This window comes from Bacteroidota bacterium (genome assembly GCA_039111535.1).
Lineage (GTDB): Bacteria > Bacteroidota > Rhodothermia > Rhodothermales > JAHQVL01 > JBCCIM01.
Genome location: JBCCIM010000003.1, coordinates 57,273 through 80,277, shown reverse-complemented (window position 1 = coordinate 80,277; position 23,005 = coordinate 57,273). Strand labels below are relative to the sequence as shown.

Genomic DNA, 23,005 nt, shown 5'->3' with positions numbered 1-23,005 from the left:
GGGGGGCAACCATTATAAATCAAGATGCGTGCCTGATCCCATCTCCGTACGACTATGAACCACCTTTTGCCATTTCGACAATTTGCAGGTAGCTATATTTGCGCGAGCCGGGGATAAGCGTAAACAGAGAAGCGTCAAGCCATTTGTTGACTTTCAAGAGGGGCGTAAAGAGCTTTTTATGACGAAAGATGTAGGTGTCAAGTTTCTTGAAGAACACCAACTCTGGAAAATGCTGCGTTACCCGGTCAAATTGTTTTTCAATCATCTCGATTTCAGCTTGCTCTAGCGGATATTCTTCATCATCACCATAGCGCGGGATACCCATTTTGCCGGCCAGGTTTTTTCTGGCAAACATCAGCATAGGATTTCGGGAGTTGTTTTCGAAAAATACGCCGCGGCCTGTTTCATTGAGAACATCGTGCAGCACGTCCACAAACTGGTCAAATGGCTCGATGTGATGCAAAACAAACCGGCCAACCACCAGATCAAACTTTTTGTTCAACGAACGCAGATCGAGCCCGTCAACCTGGGCAAGCGTAATCCGGTCTTCAACACCATTGTGTGCTGCCAGGGCACGGGTGTTTTCAAGCGCATTCTTTGTGAAGTCGGTCGAAGTAACCCTGGCGCCTTGTGTTGCCAGAAAAACAGAAAGCTTCCCCGTACCACATCCTACTTCTAACACTTCCTTGTCTTTGACATCACCGATGATATCATAAAATGCCTGATGGGTCTTGTTACCTTGTTGTGCAAAAGAGGCGTCAAATTTCGTCAGTTTCCGTTCTTTGGTGAAGGCACTTTCCCAGAATTCATGGGCTGTGCCCGTCTCTACAGATTGGGTCATGATCGTCAGGAGTAATTTCTAAAGAGATAAGGAGCGGGGGACGCGATAGGCATAAATGCTTCGGCTATGATTTGAGCGAATGATTAAATACCGAAGTATCTAGTAATCATTACAGCTTATATCATGCACGTAATGTGGCTGAACACTATAAGGTATGTTGTTTAGCCAGTCAGACTATAAGGTTGTGGATATACGTGGGGAGACTCTTTGGAGCGTATAAGCAGCGTTTTAAGTGGGTACCTACCGCTGCAAAAAGTAGGTTATGTCTGATTGAGGAATCAGTATAGGTATCGGCCGGCGTCACTGAAATTAAACTGTGTGGTTTGACCTTGAAATCCCGTCGAATCAAACAATAACGTTTTCAGTACACTATGCGCACATTCTGATAATTAAGTCTTTTCGTATAGAGGGAGTATCTGTGACGATGTAGGGTAGCCGGATGAGATTGAAATTATCCTGGGCCTATCATATAAAGTGTCTCAATCAATCCGATACATGAATAAATGCCCTTATTTGTGATTAAGTGTATCTCTAATAGTAACGGCTGGTCGACAAGTGGAAATGATCGATTAATGAGGCTGGTCGAATAAAATAAATATGAGTTGCATGCATGCTGCATGCAGAAGAATTGCAAGCTATGGATGTTGCGAGTATAAGTTGGGAAGCCTGGTTTACCCTGGGAGTGATTGTGCTCGTTGTGATTGCGCTATTGCGGGACATCGCAAGGCCTGAGCTGATTCTCCTTGGGGCACTTGGGTTGTTGCTTTTTGCCGGCGTGGTTGCGCCCGATGTAGCTTTTCGCGGATTTTCGAACCCGGCAGTATTCACGATTGGCGCACTCTACGTTGTTGCGGCAGGTGTACAACGCACCGAAGCCCTGCGATTCCTGGATCGACACATCCTGCCACGTAAATCGGGTCTCGGTGGGGCTATGCCTCGGCTCATGGGGTTTACGGCCCTTCTGTCAGCATTTCTGAACAATACCCCGATTGTTGCCATGCTTGTCCCGCGTGTCCAGCAATGGTCGGAAAAAACTAAAATACCGTCGTCTCGACTGCTGATGCCGCTCTCCTATGCGGCGATTATTGGCGGCATGTGTACCCTGATTGGTACGTCTACCAACATTGTGGTCTCTGAATTACTCATTGCAGAAGGCTACCCGGGCCTGGGGATGTTTGACCTGGCGTGGGTTGGTTTGCCGGCTGCGATTGTGGTGCTGATCTACTTTACCACAATTGGATACCGGTTACTCCCTAAAAAAACAAACCAGGGCGAAATCTTTGAAGATGGGTTAAAAGAGTGCCTGTTTGAGCTCAAGGTGGCAAACGACGCTGACATGATAGGCGAAAGCATCGAGAAGTCTGGTTTGCGTGACCTCGGTGGCGCCTACCTTGCGCACGTGCAGCGGGGGACACGCATCATTCCTGCTTCTCCGGAAGAAATTCTGCTAGCCGGCGACACATTGCTTTTTACCGGGAGCGCCAGCATTCTTTCCGACCTTATGGAAATCCCTGGCTTAACCCGAGGCACCACACCGATTGAACAGACGCAAGAGCATGTGACATTGCCGCTATTTGAAGCTGTTGTCTCCAAGTCGTCAGATCTTGTCGGCAAAACGTTGAAAGACGTGAAGTTCAGAGAGCGGTATCAGGGCATTGTGTTGGGAATTCAGCGCCAGAGTGAGAAGGTGCGTGGGGGTGTCGGGCGTACGCCGTTGCAAGCCGGCGATTTGTTGCTCATCGAAGCCACCAGTGGTTTTGACAAACGCTGGAATGAAAACAGAAACGACTTCTACCTTGTAGCCGCCAGGAGCCCGGAGAAAAAGAGGCCCATTACGCAGCGCGCGCCGATTGCTTTGGGATTGTTGCTGTTGATGGTCATTGCATTTACAACACAAGTGATTCCTCTGGTTACAGCTGCGTTTGTGGCTGCCCTGGGGATGATTCTTACCCGATGTATGCGTGGTAGTGACGCGCGTGCAGCAATTAACTTCTCTGTGCTGGCAGTGATAGGGGCGGCATTAGGACTCGGGCAGGCTGTGCAAGATTCAGGATTGGCAATTGCTGTTGCCGGCATGATAAAAGTTGTAACGCAAGGGTTGAGTCCGATTGCCATTGTTGCGGTAATTTATATAGCTACAAACCTGCTTACGGAGTTGATTACTAATCAGGCTGCTGCAATTCTGATGCTACCCATTGGGCTAGCCGTCGCAGCAAGCGCAGGCCTGCCCCCTGAAGCGATTGCGGTGACCATTTCGATTGCAGCCTCGGCAAGCTTCATGACGCCATTTGGGTACCAGACCAACCTGATGGTCATGTCTGCTGGTGGGTATCGATTCCAGGACTACATGAAGGCCGGCATGCCCGTGAGCTTCATCGTAATGTCCATTGCCGTCGTTATGGTCTACTTCGTCTGGATGGCGTAAGACCAGATCTCTTTCGAAGATTAGATCTCTTTGCGTACAAGCACTTCAAGGCTGCCGCGCTCCTCGTAAGAAGCACTGGCAACCGTCACACGAAACTGGATCTTGAAAGACGTAGCGTGTTCGAAAGAGTTAAACACTATGTAGAGCGGGTTGAACGCAATGTGCTCACCCTTTTCAATTTCGCGCATCGAATAGATCACATCCCATCCTTTATTCCAGCGCACTTCCATTGGCGCGAGGTTACGGCTACGCATTTTAATATCCGAGTTGGTAGAAATTTCACCGGGGACCGGTACGCCGGGTAGCCTGATTTTGTCGAAAATGGCATCCAGGTTGGGTTCATCGGGTGGGGTTGGGCCAACCGGTTTTTCGGGGAGATTATCCTCAGAGAAGACCCTGAGGTTACTCGGGAAATGAATGGCAATGTAGAGGCTTTTGAGCGAATCCGGGAGCTCATTTATAAGCATCAAGTCCAGTTGGGCAGAGCGCCGGCGGAAATTCTCAAACTCAGCCACTTCGCTCAGGTACTTTTCGGAATTTGCGTAATAAGATTCAAGCGCCGAGTTGTATCGCTTAATGCGGGTGTTGCGCCGCTGGAAAAATACATCCTCGGTGCCAACAGCAACGGGTTCGTCGTATCCTGATATGGTAGAACCGAGACCATCACCGCTGGAGGTCCCAAGCATAGCGAGCTTGGGATAGTTTCTCCGAAGCGCGGCAATCGTTTCGGTGACCTCATCGATAGATGGGTATTCCGGATGATGGATGATTAACCCACAGCGTTGCTCATCGCCATCGAAGGCGAGACGCAATTCAGGCTTTTCATCTACAGGTTCTGGCTCAGGCGCAGGCGGACTCGCTTCGGAGTCTGCGTGGGTGCCTTTGGAAATATTCGTAAACGAGAACGACGGGGTTGGCCGCGTTGGTGCATCGGGTGATGTTGTAGTTGGTGTTACCTCAGCCGGCGCGTCAGGTGTGATAATCCGCGAGGTAATTGGCGGTAGTGGCTTTGCATCAGACGGCCCAGGTTGCCCTGCAGGTACCGCTTGCGGATTGTCAGGACTTCCTTTTGCCGGCACTGTTTTTTTTCTGCCGGCAATGGCGTCGATGCTAAATTTAGGTTTTACAGGCGCGCCAGATGGGTGATAGGAGTCGCGTGTGCTGTGATCCGGCCGGGCAGGCTCCTGGATGATGTCAACAAAGGGCGGTGGGGGCGGTACATTGATCTCAATGGCCGGCTGATCCAATTCTTCTGTTGGCTTGGCGTCCTCGGCGACTGTTGGCTGTTCGACGGCAGCTACGGGCGCGTCTGGCACTTCATCAGGGTTAATGACCTCAAACAGCTTGTTAGTCTGCAGGGAAGGAGGTTCTGTTGCTTCTTTTTCTGTTGCTTCTGGAGCTGTGGCATCTTGTGCCTCACTTACCGGCTGATGCTCAGGTGCTGCATCTGAGCTATTATCGATCAGCTTGTTTTTAAAGAGGGGGGTAGGATTGGCCAGTTTTTGCGTGGAAGTTGCAAACAACCCGGAAACTGACTGCTTCTCGCGTGGCGGTGTATCCTGGGGCTGAAGCTTTGCCGGCGGCGGCGTTTGGGGTGCCTGCGGCTGGTTTGCCCGGGTCATGAAATTACGTGAGAGTGAAGCGATTTCGATGCCGGCGGCATCCGCTTTCTCACAAGTCTCTGTGTCGTCGGAGAACAACACCACATACTCCAGTGCTTGCTTGCGCTGGTAGTCAATAATGGTTGCAACCAGTAGATCCGCCATTGAGTTAGGATCCAGCTGCTCCCGTTCAAAGTCGAGTTCCGGGGCGTCTGCCTGGATAATTTTCAAATAAGCAGGCATTTCTCGCGAACCATCAAGCAAGGTGTTGATGACGCGCAAAGAGGCTTCTGCTTTTCTGGCAAGGGTAGGCGAGATATCCTGGTTTTTGATGTCCTCAATTTCCTGTAGCATGGCTGTTGTGAGTACCAGCTTTACATGCTTAACCCCCAAAACTTTGCGCCAGTCGATGCGATCCAGTGCCTGGTACTGGATTAAAATAGTTGTATCAGGGAATATGGTAGCAGAGGTCATCAAAATTGGGGCATATTATAGAAACCGGCAGCGCCACCTCACCGGTTGCTTACTGTACAGTGACGGGCATCAGTTTAGGGTAAGGAAACCCCTGAGAAGCTGTCGATGCCCTGTAACCTTGTGTACTGTAACCTTGATTGTGCCAGCGTTAACACGGTACAACACCAGTGCCTTGAACAACAGATGTTATGCGATAGGTAGGACCTGGGTCAGGTGCTAGTACCAGATTAAACGCCGCTTGTTCTTCAAAAATCACCCTTCCCGATGATTTCTATTACAATATAAGGCAAGTGTACCCAATAAGCTGAATAAATTTGCTGATTTATGTAACGAAAAGCTTTTTCCCGGCACCTATCTCAAGTCCCGTTAGTGTGCAGATTGGGGTGATGGATAAGGAACTGCAAGCTCCTCCAGGGTTACCCGCATATATTGGAATAGACACAAAGTATGATGAGCAATAGCGTTTCATTTTTAAGAATTTGTTTAAGTGCCTTTGTATTGATTCTTGCCGGCTGTGATGCCGGAGATACAAGCGAAGATCTGGTTGTGGCTGATGAATGCACGATTCCGGCAAACCAGATTGTGAGTGGCGGTGTGGCAAAAGATGGCATTCCCTCACTTCAAAATCCAACGCTGGTTGATGCCGGCAGCGCAGGAGCTGACTACCTCGAACCAGAAAGCCGCGTGATTGGTGTGATAATCGAAGGTGAGCCTGTAGCTGTACCCCACAATATCCTCTGGTGGCACGAAATTGTGAATCTGGATTTAAATGCTTCCCAGGTTGCCGTTTCTTACTGCCCACTGACCGGCTCAAGCATCTCTTTTGATCGGGCACCCCAGGGAGGTGCTACGTTTGGCGTGTCTGGCCTGCTCTGGCAGAACAACCTGATTATGTACGACCGTAATGCCAATGAAACGCTTTGGCCCCAGATGCTGCGTAGTGGTGGATGTGGCGAAGAAATAGGGCAACCGCTGACACCGTTTACGTCTTTCGAAATGAGCTGGGCAGCGTGGCAGTCCCTCTATCCGGATACGCGGGTGGTGGGCAATGTTACCGGGCATGCGCGCAACTATACCCAAACGGGTTATCCTTATGGCACCTACGAGGAGCCCGATAATGGCAGTACGCTGTTTCCTCAGGTGATAAATGATGACCGTCCGCCTAAAGAGCGCGTGTTGGGTATTCCGGTAGGAGACGGTGGGAAATTGTACCCGTTTTTTGAACTCGACAATGCTGATCCGGTTACCGCAGTAAATGACCTGGTGGATGGCCGGCCCGTTGTTGTACTCTGGGATGATGCGGCGCAGGGTGCCATGGCATTTGAGTCGGTGCTTAATGGCAGCAGATTTACGTTTGAAATGCGCGGCGAGAACTTTGCAGATGTGGAGACGGGGTCAACCTGGGATGTGCAAGGACGGGCTATTGCCGGCGAAATGATGGGCGCGCAGCTCACGCCGATTGCTGAGGCATACACAGCATTCTGGTTTGCCTGGAAAGCGTTTCATCCTGATTCAGAAGTTTGGTTGGCCAATGCGGGCAGCTAATCTCTTGCGACATGTTGTTCTCTGTATAGTGCTGATTTACGTACCATTGGATGCGTATGGGCAATGGGTCCAGCGTCCGGGCACGGGCTGGGTGCAGGCAAGTTTGTATCACCACGATACCCGAGACCGCTTTGATGAGCAAGGCAACAAAGAGCCGTTGTTTAATGAAGAGGGACGATCTATAACGACCTCCTTTTTCCTTACGGGAGCATATGGGGTTTACCGGGGGATAGATGTGTGGGCGCAGTTGCCTGTACACCGGCTGGCATTTAACGATGTGGCAGCTGATCGTGAGAATTTTGGCCTTGGTGATCCGTTATTGCATGTAAGGGTAGGGCCAGCATTGTTTGGCATATCTACGGCGTTACCGGTAGCTATACGGGGAGGGGTCAAGTTACCACTTGGTGATTTTCCGGTTGATTCAGAAATCGTTCCGCTTACAGAGGGGCAGCGTGACTGGGAGTTGATGGTAGAGCTTGGGCATTCGTTTTATCCAGCCCCCGTATATGTTATGGGATGGGCCGGGTATCGGTGGCGGGAGACAAACAATGATATTGAGCGTAAGCCGGGGAATGAGCGGTTTGTTTTCCTTGCAGTAGGTGGGGCGCAAAACAAATTAAGCTGGAAACTGGCATTGGAAGCCGTGTTTGGAGAAAAGTGGGTCAGCTTTACTGGCGTGCGGATACCCCTGGCGATGTCGGAGCGTGAATTGGTGCAGGTATTGCCAACGGTTGGGTGGGCAGTAGGGAAGGGTGCCGTGGAATTGGGGGGGCGATTGCCTGTAATGGGACAGAACTTGCCGGCCGGTCCTGCGCTATTTCTGGGCTATTTTGTGCGACTGGGATCGTAACCAGGCCGCTTTTTGCTTTTCCCTTTAATGTGAGCGTGTTAAGGTTTTTGTGCCGGCTTGCATTTGATGCAACCAAGCCGGGCTGCAGGTGTATCCAAAATGTAGGGCAGAAGCATGGGTGTTGAAATGGGGGCTGATTATTTCGTACCATGATATCGCCCTTCCGCTCGACCTCAGATCGAAGATCGCCCTGTTCACCTAAATTGAGAGGAGCTTGCATTCAGCGTATCTAAAGAAGCATATGTAGTATCCACGCTTCCATGCACCACGAGCAGTATCCGTTTGCGGGGAGGTGTAGCATGACAGGCCATGTTCTAGTGCTTAACCAGGACTATCGCGCGCTGACCATCTGTAGTGTTGAACGCGCTTTTGTTCTAGTTCACTTGCAGAAAGCAGAGCTGGTAGAAGCTCTACCTGACCGCTTTATGCGTTCACCATCGTTGCGTTTTCCCTGGCCCAGCATTGTGCGGCTCAAAGCCTATGTTCGCGTGCCGTACAAAAGGATTATGTTGTCGCGAAAAAATGTATTGCGGCGAGATGCAAATCGTTGTCAATACTGTGGCAAACGTGACAACCTGACCGTGGACCACGTAATGCCAAAATCACGTGGAGGCAAAGATACCTGGGAAAATCTGGTTGCTGCCTGCACGCCGTGCAACAATAGAAAAGGCAACCGCACGCCTGAAGAAATTGGTATGCCGCTCAAACGAAAGCCTTTCAGGCCCAGCCAGGTCATGTTTATCCGTGATTATGTCGGGAATGTTGATGATACCTGGAAACCTTATCTCTTTCTGGCGTAGCAGGGGAAAAGCGTGCAGTTGGGCATTCTGACTCCAGATGGTCTGCGCTGCACATGACCAATTAGCAAGTCAAGGTTTTCCATTGAAAAAAGCACTGGTATATCGGGTTGCGAAGCTTATGTGGGCTTTGCCTGTTTTTCTTCTGTTGCTCGCCCTGAACCAGGCGAAAGTGGCTTATGACCTCCACTACACCCTCAACAACGGCATCGCGGCCGTTGCGGATGTGCTCGAAGTTGAAGTGAATGAACGAGTTGATATCCCGTACGGCTACGTAAGCCTACGCGTAGCGCTGGAAGATGGACAGGAAATTGTGCAAGAGAAAATGTCGTTGCCCTACACGTTGTTGCCAAGTGTGCGATACGAAGAACAGCTTGACGTTCGCGTTTTTCTGGAAGCCGATCAGCAAATTGTAATCCAGCAAATTGCCAGCACACAATGGAAGATCGCGGCGATTCAATCGCTCATCCTCATCGTAGGGTTTCTTATGGCAGCTACCGGTGTATTTGCCTGGAACAGGTTGTTAAAGGAAAAGGGCGACCCCGCTACGCGCGAAATCGCCCTTGATTCAAATTAGGCGCCTTTCAGATCCCGGCGCTGGATCCCAAATTCAATTGAGATTCCATGCCTCTGACTAAGATTTTGGCTCCCGCGGATACATACCACCTACCTGTTCTCCGTATCCGTTAAAGAGCTTGGTTGGTACGCGCTTGTCATTCTGGCCTATAAGCCGCTCTGACGCCTGGCTCCATCTTGGATGGGGCACAAACGGGTTAACGTTCGATAAGAAGCTGTATTCGCTTGGCTGCAATTCATTCCAGAATGTAGGCGGCTGGCGATCTGTAAATACAATTTCAGTGATGGCTTTTGCACCTTTATAGCCGTATTTCCAGGGCAGTACCATGCGCATCGGAGCCCCGTTTTGTTTTGGCAGCGGTTCACCATACATGCCGGTTGCCATAAAGGCCATGTCGTTCATCGCTTCGTCCATGCGCAATCCTTCAAAGTAAGGCCATGGATACCATGGGGCAGCGCCAATGCCCGGCATCTGCTTTGGTTTGTTTACGCTGACAAAACGCACATGCGTTGCTTTGGATGTTGGTTTGCATCGCTCGATGAGTTTTTTAAGCGGGAAGCCAGTCCAGGGCACAGTCATGGCCCAGGCTTCAACACAACGAAAACGGTAAATCCGTTCTTCCAATTCCATTTCATTGATCAACTCAGCGATGTCGAGATCAAATGATTTTTCGACGTGCCCGTTCACCTTGATTTTCATCGGAAAGGGTTCGTAAGCATCCGTAAGCGGCCATGCTTCTTTGAGGTCGCCGCTATTTTTGAATTCGTAGTAGTTGGTGTAAGAAGATGCAATGGTTCGGTCTGTGATCGGACGTTCACTGACATCGAAGAGGTTGTTACGCATTGCAGGATACCCTGCGCGCGGCGCATTGGCTGGAATGGTGTCGAGCGGACCATCAGGGGAGAGGGGGGGCATTCCGCTTGCAGCACCAGAATTGTTGAAGAGGCAACCAGAAGTCATGCCTGTGCCAGCGAGGGCAATCGTACCCAGTCCCAACTGCTTAACAAAGGCACGCCGGTTTGTATAAACAGCTTTTGGCGTAGACTCATTTTCTTTGATCCGCCAGGAAGGGGGGAGAATAATATTAGACATGATAATTCCGCTTAAGGATATACGAACACAAATTGTTACACTCCATAAATACGCACGCTTCGCGCGATAAGTCTCACAGAAGTGTAAAACGTAGGTAAAAAGAGTTCACATGAACCCTGTTAATTGACCAGTGCGGGGTGTAAAAGACATAAAAAAGGTTCACTCCCTGTTTCGGAAGTGAACCTTTAAATCTTAAAGAACCGAATCGAATCCGATTACTGGATATCTACGGTCTGTCCTGGCATACCAAAAATTGAGTCATCAACTTCAATGTTGGTCACAATTTCGCTCATGGTGATTTTCTGGAAGGTGGTACCATCCATTTTAACCTCCATCAAGTGTGCCATCTGTACGCCGTTTACAGAGCGGTAATCGCTCATAAACGTTTCAGTTTTTGCAGGCTGCCCTGTCTGTGGGTTGACGCCTTCTCCTTCGAGTTTGACTTCGAGGTAAGAGGCTTTGTCGATGTAGACAATGGCGTCTGGCTGATCTGGGCGCGTCACTTTGATTTTGTGTGCCGGCATATCGTTGACCATGCCTTCTCCGAGATACTCAAGGGTGATGTCCTTTTCTTCGTAGTTCATGAGCATGCCATCAATGTCTGCCTGGTCTTTCATGCCTTTGGAAAGCTCTTTTGGCATGGGCTGCGGGTCTGAACCGGGATTCTGCATCCAACCCATTTCGCCATCATAGCCCTGGTTGACTTCAGCGTTCATAGCTGGAATCACGAGCATAGCACGAATTTTGTTCGGGCGTTTGAGGTAATTGGTCATGTCGATATCCATGCCCATTACTTCAACTTTACCCGTCATTTTTACGGTCTGTACAGCTTTGATGTTGTCAACACCACCGCGTGCTGCAATGTGCTTTTCGATAAGTGCATCAAGGTCTATGTCCATTGCTGCGTCAGCATCATTGGACATTGCCTTTGCTTCTGGTTCTGCCATGGGTTCAGCGGCAGGCATTGCATCAGCAACAGGTGCCGGCGTGCTGTCTGTCATGACTTCAGACGACTTGCATGCGCTAAAAGTAAATACCACTGCAAGAATCGTCAGCACAGTGCGTAAAGAATTATTCATGTTGGAGTGTTAAGCAAGTGAATAGGTAGGGTAATATACACCTTCCATATACATCTTGCGCGGCTGAAGTGTTGCGTTTTACGGGGGATGTGGGGTGTGATGCCGGTTATTTGGGTGATTTAGGCCGCTGGGGGGGCGCGAGACACACCTCTGGCCGGCTTAGCCGGCCTGTCTCCTCTCGAGAGGAGAGTTGTGGAATGACGAATTGCCCCACCCATGTCATGCTGAGCCTTGCGAAGCATCTGGGCGAACTGCAGTTTCGGTCAATTAACGGCCCGAAGTATGTCTATTGGTATTGATGTGTTGGGAATGGCAACTTGCCCCATCCATGTCATGCTGAGCCTTGCGAAGCATCTGGGCACGCTACAGTTTTACATGACTAACGGTGCCGGCCAAGCCTGCAAAGCCCGGATATCGAATGCTGCATCCCTTTGAATGTATTTATTCAATTAGTGGCTTTATCGTTGAGTTGCGAAGAATTTACTGTCAGTATTTCTGCACTCGCCCCATAGAAAAACTTGCCATTGCTATCGATCATTCGGGATTGAAAAATACCATGTTCAGCTTCCCGTTTTGCTACAACTTTCTTCCAACTTGGGCCAAATCGCTTAAGCATTTCTTCCTCGTAGTACTCGCGTCGTACTTCACGATTGGGGGTCTTCCCGTCTTTACTCACGAATCTATAAGCGAATGTTTCACGTGTGGCAGCGCGCTCAGCTTCGAGTCGTGAAAGTGCAATATTGAGCTGGTAGTCTGAGCTGTCTATAGTAATGATGTTTCTTATAGTGAAAATGCGTAGCCTCGTGGGACCGTTGGAGGTATCAAACACATGCGTGATCTCAGCGCGATATTCCCGTGGCTTTACGTTTGCAAACTCGTAATACCCTTCACCATCAGTGTATATAGCCTGCATGGTGCCAATTTCCAGGCCCTGCCGGTTTTTGAACTGTACACGCACCCCTTCCAGTGGCTCTCCGGATTGAAGTTCATACACGTAGCCGGAAATGCTGGGTTGCGCCTGTGCTGTGAAAAGAAAACAGCATCCAATCAAAAGAGAAGCAAAGTATTTCATGGCTTACCTCCTGAGTGCACCGGCACGTTCACAGGGCCACGAATAGGACTGACAGATTCTATTGCACGCAATTCTCGATAATTCCCCAGTACGCGCGAGCTGAGTAGTTTTTGCTCGATAAACAATTTGTTAATACGCCTTTTCCAGTCCGGCTGGAGTTTGCGCATCAGTTCGCGTGTCTGGTCGCTTAGTTTATGCTCGTGCTGTTTGAAGAAATCCGGATTGTCGGCTTGCTGGCGTAAGTGGTTCAATGCCATGTGTAATCGATGTTGGTCTACCTTGTGGCGCGACAGTCCGATGTTCAATGTATAATCGCTGGTATCAACCGCAATGACGCTGCTGTTGGTGAACAAGCGTATGCCAAACGGGCCGTCAGGCGTGTCGAACGTATGCGTGATTTCAGCGCGGTAGTCGCGTGATTTCACGTGGGTGAACGTGAAGTAACCTTCAGCGTCTGTGTAGGCAGCCGGCATCAAACCAATGTCCAGGCCCTGCCGGTTTTTCAAGTCGATGCGCACGCCTTCAAGCGGTTGACCCGATTGTACTTCGTATACATAACCTGAAATGCTGTGTTGTGCTTGTGCGCTTACTGTTGTAAGCAGCATGGCGCATGCGAGAATACTTGTTTTCCAATTCATGATGCGATCTGATTCTGATGGGCAAGCATTTTTTCGTAGACCTCTTTGAGTCCTTTTAATTGGGTCTCATAGGCTGATTGTTGAACAAGGATCTCCCGTAGTTTTTTCTCAAGAACCAGCATTTCTTCTTCTTCTTTATTAAAAGTAGATAGGACCATTTGCTCTGCCAGGCTTTCCTTCTTTAGCTGACTCTCAGACATTTTCAGTTGCGTTTCAGCCATTAGTTTTGAAATCAGGTCGATATTGCCCTGCATGGCCTCTGCAGTCTCATCGCTGAGGCGAAATGTAACCGGTAGCGACATCTTTACTTTAACCACCTGTCCGCGTTGCCTGCCCGGCACGAACCGTGCCTGACTAACAGCACGCAACGCTTCTTCGTCACAGCCGGCACCGATGCCGCGCACAATCACCGGATCGGTCACCTGCCCGTTTGTATCTACCACAAACTGGACAAACACGCGGCCTTCAATGCCTTCAGCTTTGGCAGCATCAGGATAGTTTATAAGTGCCTGAATGCCGGCCAGCCCTCCAATCAATACGGGCATTTCCTCAACGATCATAAATACTTCGCCTGAAGGATCTGCCTGTTGCTGTTCGATGATGAGCTCCCGTTCAGCAAGTTCTCGCTCCAGGATTTCTGTCTCAGTGGTACCGTCCGGTGTGGTTATAACTGTCACACTATTATCATCTACAAAATTGACTTCGCAGGCTATGAGTACTGAGGTACAAAACAGGAGCAGCATGGCTGCATAAAACGCTGTTCTGCGCTTCGAAGGAGAGAAAATCGAATAATCTTTCATTGCACTGATTCTGTTTTTGAGGCTATTTTTGTTGGCAGACATGCTGAGGGGCAGGGGAGCCGGAACGGGTTGGGGAGCTGCAAAATTGAGCAGCAACGAGGCGTACTGGCGTGGTGACACGTCTTGCCGGCTGAGGACTTCCTGGTCGCAGTTCATTTCCCTGAAATGGGCGAGCCGCTGAACGAGATTGTGTACAAGCGGGTGGAAAAAGAACCAGGATGCAGTGAGCCGCTCAATCCATTTTCTCGCAAAGTCGGCATTACGTATATGGGCTAACTCATGCAAGAGGGCGAGGTGCAAATCATGTGGCTGATTGCGGAGGGATTCTGGCACCACAATGACAGGCGTGCGCCAGCCGAAGGTCATAGGCGCTGCATGTGTATCTGAAAATACCACGTTTATTTTATCGCTGAGGCCCCAGGCTTTGCGTACAGCGTCTCCAGCCGGACTAATAGCTGCCAGTTTGTCGCCGCGTAGCGTTTGGCCCATCCAGCGCAAATACAGCGTTTCCCGCAACAAAACACTCGTTTTGAAAAGCGCAATTGCGCCAATCAGAAGGACAAATATGCCAACCAGGTGGTATGTGTGCCAGATGAGGTCAGGAGTTACTGGCGACGCAGATGCGACGCTGCCAACGTCTGGCACGAGCGGTGTATCAGGTGTTGTAAGATAGCTTGGCGCCGGCGCCGAGACAGACAGAATTGCTGCAAAAGACAGCAAAATCCCAATCGGCAAGGCCAGCAGCAGCGCAGTGGCTGCCTGATACCGGATTTGCGGTGCGTGTATGAGTTTGGAACGATCAGCCAGATAGAACAAGCCGGCAAACAGCGTCCAGAACAGCAGGGGGAGCCAGAGGTGTTCGAGGCTCAACTGGCCCGTGTTGAATAGAAAATCTGCGAAGTTAGTCATTGGTGTTGCCTGCGTCGTCGTTGAGGTCTGCGATGAGTTTCAGAATGTCTTGCCGCTCTGCATCGGAGAGGGCTTCTTTTTTAACCAGGGTTTGAATGAGTGCAGCCGACGACCCTTGAAATGCTTTCTCTACCAGGCTGCTGATGAGCGACTGTTGCACATCCTCCTGGGTGCGGGCCGGCGCGTACACATACGTGGCACCGTCTTTTTCGAAAGACAGATACCCCTTGTCTGCCAGTTTTTTCATTACTGTCATGATGGTTGTATAAGCCACTTTGCGCGTTTCAAGGACACGGGTGTGTACCTGCGCAACCGTTGCTTTTTGCAGCGACCAGATATGCTGCAATACTTCCATTTCTGTTTCGCCCAAGGGGGACATGTTTTTCTTTTTGCGCATCATGCTTTTTTTCTGTACTACGATAGTAATACTACTATGATAGTATTTGTGTCGATAAGTTTCCAGTATGCTTAAATTTTTTGGGATAAAATATCTGTTGAAGTGCCGCTCCTGTGTGGTGAAACACCAGTGTGAGCTACCTGAGTAAGCCGTCATCTCGATGTCTCCGGGATCCACAGGTATGGCAATGCGATTTTGCTTCTCGCCGCATGCCTTTTGCTAGCCGGGTGGATGCCCAATCAAGTTGGGCATGACGGAAGGAAATGCCGCTATTGATTCAATCTTGAAATCGAATTATGTAGTTTTCCGAGACGCGTATGGATAAAGATGCGCGAGCTGTTTGGGGGAGGTGCCTAGCAGGTATCGGGTCCAGAGATAGGCATTGCGTAACTGCTGCCGTAATGCGCCGTGTTGTCGAAATCGGCGAGCAGACGTGGTCGCATAGGCATCGAGATAGGCAAAAGGGCCGTTTTTTTGTAGCCGGCGGGCAAGGTCTAGGTCTTCAAAAATGGGGATGGGTGCAAACCCGCCAGTCTCTTCAAAATGGGTTTTCGTAACAAACAGACCGCGGTCGCCAAAGCTAAACTGGGAGACGCGAAACCGGGTGAAGAAGCTGTAGAGTCCGAGGAGGGGAGAGGAAGCATCAAATTTAAGGCGGAAGTTGCCGGCTGAGATGTTGTTCTCTGCGGCGCCTCGTATTAGATCCAGGGCGTTGGCTGGCAGTACGGTATCTGCATGTAAAAACAGCAAGACGTCACCGCTTGCAACAGCAGCGCCTGCATTCATTTGTACAGCGCGGCCACGGTCGGCCTGTACAACGCGCGCAAAAGGGTGGGCGATGGCGGCTGTGTCGTCTACAGAGCCGCCATCCACCACAATAAGTTCAAAGGGCGGGGTTAATGATTGAAGTTCGCTGAGCGTGCGCCGAATACAGGCGGCCTCATTGAGAGTAGGGATAACTATTGTAATGAGCACAGGTCACGGGTAACGTTACCAAAACATCTGCTTCATGCAGAATACGGATCCGCCCGCTTTGATGTATTCGCTTGTGTCTACTTCAACGGGTACAAAGCCGGCAGCTTTTAGCAATTCATTTGTCACGGTACATCCTTTTTGGATGACAACATGGCGCTGGTCCGGGCAGTGTGCATTGCAGGCAAACAGCTTGCGCGATTCATCTTCGGGGCATTCGATCACATGATCGAAAAAATGATGGATCAAGTCCAGTCCCTCTTGTGTGAAGGCACCGGGGTAAATCATTACAGTGCGCTCATTCAAAACACTGAAACAGGTGTCCAGGTGGTAAAAGTCTGGGTCGAGTAGTTCAAGTACGAGAACCTTGACATCCAGCAAAGAAGCGATGTTCTCGTATACCTGGATGTTTGTCCGAAATCCGTAGCCACCCCAGAGCAGTTTACGCGCGGGATGCCAGATAGCATCACCCATACCTTCAAAGTCGAAAGCGAGGCGCGCAACGGATTTTACCGTGTAGCGCCGGCTACTGAAGAACGATTCCAGGTGGGCGACTTCCCCTTTGCGCTGGTCGGCGTGCATGTTGCTGAGCACAACGCCGGGGTTGCTGTCTCCGTTTTGGTAAAAGGGGAGGGTCTGGTTGGCGCAGAATACCATGTCGGGGTAGCCGGCTGCGCCTGCCAGTACGTGGGTATTGAGGCCGAGTTCTTTATAGGCTGCGCGAAGGGTTTCCCATTGGGCACGTGCAACGTCGGTGTCAACACTGCCGACATGAGCCGCCATATGGGGATTGATTACATAAGCTACGTCAAAATGCTCTGGAGAAGTAAACAGCACATTTTTGGGGGTAGGGAGATGTGGCAACGAAGCACGATCAAAATCGACTTCCTCAACACGTTTGTATACCATAGTTTTCTTTGTCTTAGCTGATGAACGGGTCCAGCATGAAGTGAAATAGACGACTGAAAACAGTATCGGCCAAACATGCTGGATAAAAACGCAGCAGTTTATAAAAAAAGCGCTTCCGAGTCAATCCATTTAGGATCAAAATTTTGAGGAAAGGAGGTGCATGCTACACAAGAGAACTTACCCCGGGGAGTGCTCGGGGCATAGCATAAAAACAATGATAACGGCAGTGGGAAAAGCCTGTCAGCTTACAACGAACTTAGGCCTTTTCGGTAAGCGCATCGATGCCAGGGAGGGTTTTGCCTTCCAGGAATTCCAGCATGGCACCGCCACCGGTGGAGACGTGGCTCACCTTGTTTTCAAAGCGCATTTGTTTGATAGCTGCGACAGAATCGCCACCACCAACAACTGTAAGGGCACCCTGTTCGGTGGCATCTGCAAGGGCCTGGGCCACTGAAAGTGTGCCTTTGGCGTAGTTCGGCAGTTCAAAGACGCCCATCGGACCGTTCCATACAATTGTTTTGGCATTTAGCAGCACCTCGCGGTAGGCAGCAGCGCTGTCTGGTCCGATATCAAGGCCCATTTGTCCTTCTGGAATATCGCCAGCTACAACACCATGCGGGGCGTCGTTGTCAAACGCTGTAGCAGCGATATGGTCGGATGGAAGCAAGATTTTGCCATCTGCGCGCTCGAAGAGGAGTTTTGCATCAGCAAGTTTGTCCTCCTCAAAGAGGGAGGTGCCGATGTTATGGCCGAGCGCTTTAAGGAAAGTATAGCTCATGGCACCGCCGATGAGTAGTTTGTCAACTTTCTCGAGCAACGACTCGATAACACCAATTTTGTCGGATACTTTTGCGCCGCCAATGATACCTACAAAGGGGTGCTCAGCGTCATTCAGGATTTTTGAAAGGTAGTTGACTTCTTTTTCGAGCAAGTATCCCATCGCGGCAACTGATACATGCTCTGTGACGCCGGCAGTAGATGCATGTGCACGGTGTGCGGTGCCAAAAGCGTCATTGATATACACATCTGCCAGCGCCGCGATTTCTTCAGCAAGCGCCGGGTCATTTTGCTTCTCGCCAGGATAAAAACGCGTGTTTTCAAGCAAAATTACGCTACCACCGGGCATACGGTCGATGACCTCACGTACGGCATCGCCGGTAAGGTGTGACGCAAAACGAACCCTTTTGCCGAGCAATTCTTCGAGCTTCAATGCCACCGGTGAAAGGCTGAAGGCCTGGTTGGGCACTCCTTTGGGCCGGCCGAGGTGGCTCATCAGAATGGCTTTCCCGTTTTTGTCGATGACCGACTTAATGGTGGGGAGCGCGGCACGAATGCGGGTGTCATCTACAACTTTGCGGTTGCCCGCTTCGTCTTCTTTAATCGGAACGTTAAAGTCGACGCGGATAAGCACGCGTTTGTCTTCGATGTCCAGGTCAGCAGGTGTATAGTAACTCATATTGAATCGTCAGGTGCAATTACAAAAACGAACTGTGCGATTCTGGAGGTTGCAGGATTGAATATGCAAGGCAGCACAGCCGTATCATGCGCGTTGAGGGTGATGGCATCAGGAAATGCCGGCGCACGACGTCAGTCAAAGGTAAGTAAGCGTACCGTGAAAAAGTAGACACTTGGGGTTAAAAAACTTGTGAGCGCGAGATAATACATATCCCGCGCTCACATTGTCTAGTTTTTGCACATCACAGAAAGGGGTGTCTAGAGAGACATCAGCTTATGCGCGACGTCTACGGCGCGGTTTGCGTATCCCCATTCGTTATCGTACCAACCAACCACTTTAATAATGTTGCCGGTTACCATGGTCAGCGGCGCATCAAGGATACAAGAGTGGGGATTGCCCACAATGTCGCTGGATACGATAGCGTCTGTGTTAAATTGCAGTACGCCTTTCATCGGGCCTTCTGCTGCTGCTTTGAAGAGGGCGTTTACTTCTTCAATCGTAGTTTCTGTGCCAACTTCAGCGGTGAAGTCGGTAATTGAACCGTCGGGTACGGGCACGCGCAGTGCAAATCCGTCGAGTTTGCCGGCAAGGTGCGGCAAAACGAGTCCAACAGCTACAGCAGCACCAGTGGTTGTCGGGATGATGTTGAGCGCAGCAGCACGAGAGCGACGCAGGTCGCTGTGTGGTGCGTCTTGCAGGCGCTGGTCAGCAGTGTAACCGTGGATGGTGGTCATCAGGCCGCGTTTGATGCCAAATGCATCGTCGAGCACTTTAACCATCGGAGAAAGACAGTTGGTGGTACAGCTAGCGTTGGAAATGACCTGCTCGCTGCCTGTAAGGATGCTGTCGTTAACGCCGAGTACAACTGTTGCATCAACTGCACCTTTGGCCGGCGCAGAGATAATGACTTTTTTTGCGCCGGCAGTAATGTGCTTGGATGCAGCCTCTTTGGTACGGAAAATACCCGTTGACTCGATGACAAGATCACAACCGAGTTCGCCCCATGGGAGATCTTCTGGATTTCTCTCGCTGAATACCTTGAACCGGTCTCCGCCAACTTTGAGGGAGTCACCGTCTACAGTTACTTCTCCGGGGTAGACACCATGCACAGAATCATACTTGAACAGGTGGGCGAGGGTAGACGCATCTGTGAGGTCGTTAATACCTACTACATCAAATTCGTTCGACTTCCGGGCGAGGATTGAGCGCAGCACAAGGCGACCAATTCTACCAAACCCGTTGATTCCAAGCTTAATGGCCATAGTTGTCGTTCTTCTTGTCAATTTTGTTGATTGAGAGTGGGCTTCTAAGCCCAACTCGTTAAAGAGTTCTTGCCGTTAAATTAATTTAACTCGAACCATTAAATGCCCTTTTAATTTTAGCTTTTTATGAAAACAGCAGCAGATCAGTGGGAAAGACGGGGGAGGATAAGGCCCCACAGCGTGCAGGCGCATCGATGACCGCTTGCGCAGTATTCGAGAATTCGTGTATAAAAAAAGCCACGCGGGATATCTTGCGGCTTATGTGCGTTAGAGGGCACCCGTAATGGCGTAATGTACCCGATTCAGAGTCAAAATCTGAATGCAGCCCGCCAGCGCGGCTGTCCTGAAAAACATGCACCCAGTGTCAACCTGGCAGGACAAACATGAAGTTTTTTGTACACACAATTTGATCATTTAAACATGGCCACCTACAAAGCACCGAAACGCAAAAATCGCCGCACAGAATTGCGCGAAGACAAGGTTGTAACCTTTTATACGCAGTTTTTAGAGTTTTTTGAGGGCAATAGAAACCTTGTATTTGGTATCCTTGGCGGTATCGTGCTGCTCATTATCATGGGATTTGGGTATGGCATTTTCAAAGATCGTCAGGAAGACCAGGCGCAGGAAGCGCTGGCGGGCGCAGTTCGCTTGTATGAAGAAAGCAACTGGCAGGCTGCACTCGACGGTTCTGATGGCGTAAAAGGCTTGCTTGATGTAGCTGGTGACTTTGGATCCAGCAAAGCCGGCAACCTGGCCTTGTACTACGCGGCAGATGCCTACTTTAAACTGGGTGACAATGAATCCGCTTTGAAATACTTTCGTCAGTTTGACAACGGAGGTGACGCGCTTGGCGCCGGCGCTTATGCTGGTGAAGCCGCCATCCTCGAAAGCAATGGTGACTTTAGCGCCGCCGGCGATCGCTATAAAGATGCTGCAGAAGCATACAACAGCGAGTTTACGTCTGCGCGCTACTTGCAGAATGCCGGCCGCAATTATGAGCAGGCTGGAGCGTTCGACAAAGCACGCGCCGTTTACCAAACGATCAAAGAAGATTTCCCGGATTCAGCACAGGCCAGCGATGTCGACATGTTTATGGCGCGCGTTGACCTGAAGGAAAACCAGGGGTAATTCTGCCTTCTTGATGATGCTTGTATAAACACGATTCTGATTATGGCAGTTGCGAATATTCTGGTTGTTGACGACGAAGCCAGTATTCGACGTACACTCCGGGAAATCCTGGAATATGAATCTTACGAGGTCCACGAAGCAGTAGACGGCGAGGATGCCCTTGCCAAGGTTAAAGCACATGCTTACGACCTGGTGCTACTCGACGTGAAAATGCCCAAGCGGGATGGGCTAGAGGTCTTGCAGGTCCTCTATAATGAAATGCCCGAACTGCCCGTAGTTATGATTTCGGGCCATGGCAATCTCGAGACGGCTATTGAAGCCACAAAACTCGGTGCTTTTGATTTTATCGAGAAGCCGCCCGATCTGAATCGTTTGCTTGTTACCCTGCGCAATGCAATGGACCGCGCATCGTTGCAGGAAGAAAACAAGCGCATGCGGCAAGCCATCGTAGAGCAACGTGAGCGTAAGCTTACGCCCATCATCGGGGACAGCAATGCGATAAACCGGATTAAAGACACCATCAAGCGCGTTGCCCCTACCGAAGCGCGGGTGCTCATTACTGGCGAGGCCGGCACTGGCAAGGAACTGGTTGCAAAATGGGTACACCACCAGTCGGGCCGTAAAGATGGGCCCATGGTTGAGGTAAACTGCGCTGCTATCCCAAGCGAACTCATTGAGAGCGAGCTGTTTGGGCATGAAAAAGGTTCATTTACGGGTGCTACCAAACAACGGATTGGTAAATTTGAACAGGCCAATGGCGGCACGCTCTTCCTCGACGAAATTGGCGATATGAGCCTTTCCGCCCAGGCCAAGGTGCTTCGGGCGCTGCAGGAAAACCGTATCAGCCGGGTGGGGGGAGACCGCAGTATCCCTGTTGATGTGCGTGTTGTTGCTGCTACAAATAAAAATCTGTTGAATCAGATTGAGGAAAATCAGTTCAGGGAAGATTTGTACCACCGTCTGAGCGTTATCCTGGTCCACGTTCCACCCCTTAGAGAGCGCAGAGAAGACATCCCCAAAATTGCTGTGGCGTTTTGTGAAAACCTTTCGGTTCGCAATGGCATGCCACAGAAAACGTTCAACCAGAGTGCGTTGGAGCGCATGATGCAGTACGACTGGCGCGGTAACGTGCGTGAGCTACATAATGTAGTGGAGCGTTTGCTGATTCTGAGTGAAGGCGACCAGGTAGAAGTGCGGGACGTAGATCGCTTTGTGCAACCAAATGGCAACAGCGCCGGCTCCATTACGGGCCTCGTTGACCAATACGAAGCATTTAGCGATTTCCGCGATCACGCAGAAAAACTGTTTATCCAACACAAACTTGACCAGTTCGACTGGAATATCAGCCGAACTGCTGAGGCCATTGGTATTCAGCGTTCTCATCTGTACAATAAGATGAGCAAGTATGAAATTGAGCGTACCTGACCATACGGGCTTAAACCGTACGGACTTAACACCGTACAGACTTAATAGAGAACAATAACGTATGTCGCAATTGCTCGCAGTGGAAGACCTGCGCAAAGCTTATAAAACGGGAGATGGCGGGACGCTTGAAGTGTTACGCGGCATGTCGTTCAGTGTAGAAAAAGGGCAGGTTGTTGCCGTAGTAGGAGAGAGCGGTGCCGGCAAAAGCACCTTGCTGCATTTGCTGGGCGCACTCGACCGACCGTCTTCTGGCACCGTCTACTTTGGCGGCGAAGACATTTACCAGAAAGATGACGAGGCGCTTGCCCGCTTTCGCAACCGGTCCATTGGTTTTGTTTTCCAGTTTCACCACCTGCTGCCCGAGTTTACTGCGCTTGAAAATGTCGCGATGCCGGCCCTTATCCAGAATAAACCCCTCGACGAAGTTCAAGACCGCGCGGCAAATTTACTCGAACTCCTAGGCTTAAAAGAACGCGTCTCTCACCGTCCAGGACAAATGTCTGGTGGAGAAAAGCAACGCGTTGCCGTTGCGCGTGCGTTGATGAACGAGCCGGGACTTGTATTGGCAGATGAGCCTACGGGTAACCTGGATGTTAAAACTGCCGAGTCCCTGCACCACGAATTGATCCGCCTTAGCCGAACGTTCCAACAATCGTTTGTCATTGTAACGCACAACCCTGCGTTTGCAAAAATGGCTGACCGCGTACTGACGATCGAGCAGGGCTTGCTGAAAGAATATGCCTGACCCGATCCAGA

20 protein-coding genes are annotated in these 23,005 nt (G+C 50.4%); 8 read left to right on the top strand and 12 right to left on the bottom strand.

All coding sequences use genetic code 11. From position 1 onward, the window contains the following. Window positions 1–52 precede the first annotated feature (52 nt). Window positions 53–841 (bottom strand): class I SAM-dependent methyltransferase, encoded by a 789-nt coding sequence (locus AAF564_01060; protein MEM8484099.1) that lies wholly within the window; start codon window positions 839–841, stop codon window positions 53–55. Between the two features lie 610 nt (window positions 842–1,451). On the opposite strand from AAF564_01060, the gene AAF564_01055 reads away from it, so the two are divergent. Next, window positions 1,452–3,266, top strand: a complete 1,815-nt coding sequence (locus AAF564_01055; GenBank protein MEM8484098.1) for an SLC13 family permease — start codon at window positions 1,452–1,454, stop codon at window positions 3,264–3,266. 20 nt (window positions 3,267–3,286) lie between these two features. On the opposite strand, the gene AAF564_01050 is transcribed toward AAF564_01055, so the two are convergent. Next, complete coding sequence (locus AAF564_01050; protein ID MEM8484097.1) at window positions 3,287–5,341, bottom strand: PIN domain-containing protein; 2,055 nt, start codon at window positions 5,339–5,341, stop codon at window positions 3,287–3,289. A gap of 447 nt (window positions 5,342–5,788) precedes the next feature. Here AAF564_01050 and AAF564_01045 point away from each other — a divergent pair, with 447 nt between their 5' ends. The 4 genes from AAF564_01045 (at window position 5,789) to AAF564_01030 (ending at window position 9,110) form a co-directional block, all read left to right on the top strand. After that, complete coding sequence (locus AAF564_01045; GenBank protein MEM8484096.1) at window positions 5,789–6,886, top strand: DUF3179 domain-containing protein; 1,098 nt, start codon at window positions 5,789–5,791, stop codon at window positions 6,884–6,886. Between the two features lie 4 nt (window positions 6,887–6,890). Further along, a complete protein-coding gene (locus AAF564_01040; protein ID MEM8484095.1) occupies window positions 6,891–7,736 on the top strand; it encodes a hypothetical protein in 846 nt (281 codons plus the stop codon). Window positions 7,737–8,035: 299 nt separating this feature from the next. Next, on the top strand, window positions 8,036–8,536 hold the full coding sequence (locus tag AAF564_01035; protein MEM8484094.1) for an HNH endonuclease: 501 nt from the start codon (window positions 8,036–8,038) through the stop codon (window positions 8,534–8,536). Window positions 8,537–8,618: 82 nt separating this feature from the next. After that, a complete protein-coding gene (locus tag AAF564_01030; protein MEM8484093.1) occupies window positions 8,619–9,110 on the top strand; it encodes a DUF3592 domain-containing protein in 492 nt (163 codons plus the stop codon). Between the two features lie 57 nt (window positions 9,111–9,167). Here AAF564_01030 and msrP read toward each other — a convergent pair whose 3' ends face one another. The 10 genes from msrP to gap form a co-directional block, all read right to left on the bottom strand. Further along, a complete protein-coding gene (gene msrP, locus AAF564_01025; GenBank protein MEM8484092.1) occupies window positions 9,168–10,202 on the bottom strand; it encodes a protein-methionine-sulfoxide reductase catalytic subunit MsrP in 1,035 nt (344 codons plus the stop codon). Window positions 10,203–10,417: 215 nt separating this feature from the next. Beyond that, window positions 10,418–11,281: a hypothetical protein gene (locus AAF564_01020; protein ID MEM8484091.1), complete on the bottom strand. Its 864-nt coding sequence runs from the start codon at window positions 11,279–11,281 to the stop codon at window positions 10,418–10,420. A 445-nt stretch (window positions 11,282–11,726) separates the two neighbouring features. After that, window positions 11,727–12,353 (bottom strand): carboxypeptidase regulatory-like domain-containing protein, encoded by a 627-nt coding sequence (locus tag AAF564_01015; GenBank protein MEM8484090.1) that lies wholly within the window; start codon window positions 12,351–12,353, stop codon window positions 11,727–11,729. Next, a complete protein-coding gene (locus AAF564_01010; GenBank protein ID MEM8484089.1) occupies window positions 12,350–12,991 on the bottom strand; it encodes a hypothetical protein in 642 nt (213 codons plus the stop codon). The genes AAF564_01015 and AAF564_01010 overlap by 4 nt, the downstream gene beginning before the upstream one ends. Next, on the bottom strand, window positions 12,988–14,700 hold the full coding sequence (locus AAF564_01005) for a TonB family protein (protein MEM8484088.1): 1,713 nt from the start codon (window positions 14,698–14,700) through the stop codon (window positions 12,988–12,990). The genes AAF564_01010 and AAF564_01005 overlap by 4 nt, the downstream gene beginning before the upstream one ends. Then, entirely contained in the window at window positions 14,693–15,079 is a 387-nt protein-coding gene (locus AAF564_01000) for a BlaI/MecI/CopY family transcriptional regulator (protein MEM8484087.1), read from the bottom strand. The genes AAF564_01005 and AAF564_01000 overlap by 8 nt, the downstream gene beginning before the upstream one ends. A 312-nt stretch (window positions 15,080–15,391) precedes the next feature. Next, window positions 15,392–16,072, bottom strand: a complete 681-nt coding sequence (locus tag AAF564_00995; protein MEM8484086.1) for a TIGR04283 family arsenosugar biosynthesis glycosyltransferase — start codon at window positions 16,070–16,072, stop codon at window positions 15,392–15,394. 15 nt (window positions 16,073–16,087) lie between these two features. After that, the gene (locus tag AAF564_00990) at window positions 16,088–16,978 is read right to left on the bottom strand and encodes an arginine deiminase-related protein (GenBank protein ID MEM8484085.1); all 891 of its coding nucleotides are present in this window, start codon (window positions 16,976–16,978) and stop codon (window positions 16,088–16,090) included. A 256-nt stretch (window positions 16,979–17,234) separates the two neighbouring features. Next, on the bottom strand, window positions 17,235–18,434 hold the full coding sequence (locus tag AAF564_00985; protein ID MEM8484084.1) for a phosphoglycerate kinase: 1,200 nt from the start codon (window positions 18,432–18,434) through the stop codon (window positions 17,235–17,237). 257 nt (window positions 18,435–18,691) lie between these two features. Continuing rightward, window positions 18,692–19,696: a type I glyceraldehyde-3-phosphate dehydrogenase gene (gene gap, locus AAF564_00980; protein ID MEM8484083.1), complete on the bottom strand. Its 1,005-nt coding sequence runs from the start codon at window positions 19,694–19,696 to the stop codon at window positions 18,692–18,694. A gap of 420 nt (window positions 19,697–20,116) precedes the next feature. Here gap and AAF564_00975 point away from each other — a divergent pair, with 420 nt between their 5' ends. From AAF564_00975 to AAF564_00965, 3 genes are all read left to right on the top strand, one after another. Beyond that, the gene (locus AAF564_00975; protein MEM8484082.1) at window positions 20,117–20,824 is read left to right on the top strand and encodes a tetratricopeptide repeat protein; all 708 of its coding nucleotides are present in this window, start codon (window positions 20,117–20,119) and stop codon (window positions 20,822–20,824) included. A gap of 42 nt (window positions 20,825–20,866) precedes the next feature. Next, window positions 20,867–22,249, top strand: coding sequence for a sigma-54 dependent transcriptional regulator (locus AAF564_00970; protein ID MEM8484081.1), 1,383 nt, complete (start codon window positions 20,867–20,869; stop codon window positions 22,247–22,249). A gap of 61 nt (window positions 22,250–22,310) precedes the next feature. Next, on the top strand, window positions 22,311–22,994 hold the full coding sequence (locus AAF564_00965; GenBank protein MEM8484080.1) for an ABC transporter ATP-binding protein: 684 nt from the start codon (window positions 22,311–22,313) through the stop codon (window positions 22,992–22,994). The last annotated feature ends 11 nt before the right edge of the window (window positions 22,995–23,005 follow it).

Bases quoted from the DNA above. Each gene is read 5' to 3' on its own strand.
- AAF564_00975 (MEM8484082.1), top strand. From the start codon at position 20,117: ATGGCCACCTACAAAGCACCGAAACGCAAAAATCGCCGCACAGAATTG.
- AAF564_01005 (MEM8484088.1), bottom strand. From the start codon at position 14,700: ATGACTAACTTCGCAGATTTTCTATTCAACACGGGCCAGTTGAGCCTC.
- AAF564_00970 (MEM8484081.1), top strand. From the start codon at position 20,867: ATGGCAGTTGCGAATATTCTGGTTGTTGACGACGAAGCCAGTATTCGA.
- AAF564_01060 (MEM8484099.1), bottom strand. From the start codon at position 841: ATGACCCAATCTGTAGAGACGGGCACAGCCCATGAATTCTGGGAAAGT.
- AAF564_01000 (MEM8484087.1), bottom strand. From the start codon at position 15,079: ATGTCCCCCTTGGGCGAAACAGAAATGGAAGTATTGCAGCATATCTGG.
- AAF564_01035 (MEM8484094.1), top strand. From the start codon at position 8,036: ATGACAGGCCATGTTCTAGTGCTTAACCAGGACTATCGCGCGCTGACC.
- AAF564_01055 (MEM8484098.1), top strand. From the start codon at position 1,452: ATGCTGCATGCAGAAGAATTGCAAGCTATGGATGTTGCGAGTATAAGT.
- AAF564_01020 (MEM8484091.1), bottom strand. From the start codon at position 11,281: ATGAATAATTCTTTACGCACTGTGCTGACGATTCTTGCAGTGGTATTT.
- AAF564_00990 (MEM8484085.1), bottom strand. From the start codon at position 16,978: ATGGTATACAAACGTGTTGAGGAAGTCGATTTTGATCGTGCTTCGTTG.
- gap (MEM8484083.1), bottom strand. From the start codon at position 19,696: ATGGCCATTAAGCTTGGAATCAACGGGTTTGGTAGAATTGGTCGCCTT.
- msrP (MEM8484092.1), bottom strand. From the start codon at position 10,202: ATGTCTAATATTATTCTCCCCCCTTCCTGGCGGATCAAAGAAAATGAG.
- AAF564_01045 (MEM8484096.1), top strand. From the start codon at position 5,789: ATGATGAGCAATAGCGTTTCATTTTTAAGAATTTGTTTAAGTGCCTTT.
- AAF564_01050 (MEM8484097.1), bottom strand. From the start codon at position 5,341: ATGACCTCTGCTACCATATTCCCTGATACAACTATTTTAATCCAGTAC.
- AAF564_00985 (MEM8484084.1), bottom strand. From the start codon at position 18,434: ATGAGTTACTATACACCTGCTGACCTGGACATCGAAGACAAACGCGTG.
- AAF564_00965 (MEM8484080.1), top strand. From the start codon at position 22,311: ATGTCGCAATTGCTCGCAGTGGAAGACCTGCGCAAAGCTTATAAAACG.
- AAF564_01015 (MEM8484090.1), bottom strand. From the start codon at position 12,353: ATGAAATACTTTGCTTCTCTTTTGATTGGATGCTGTTTTCTTTTCACA.
- AAF564_01010 (MEM8484089.1), bottom strand. From the start codon at position 12,991: ATGAATTGGAAAACAAGTATTCTCGCATGCGCCATGCTGCTTACAACA.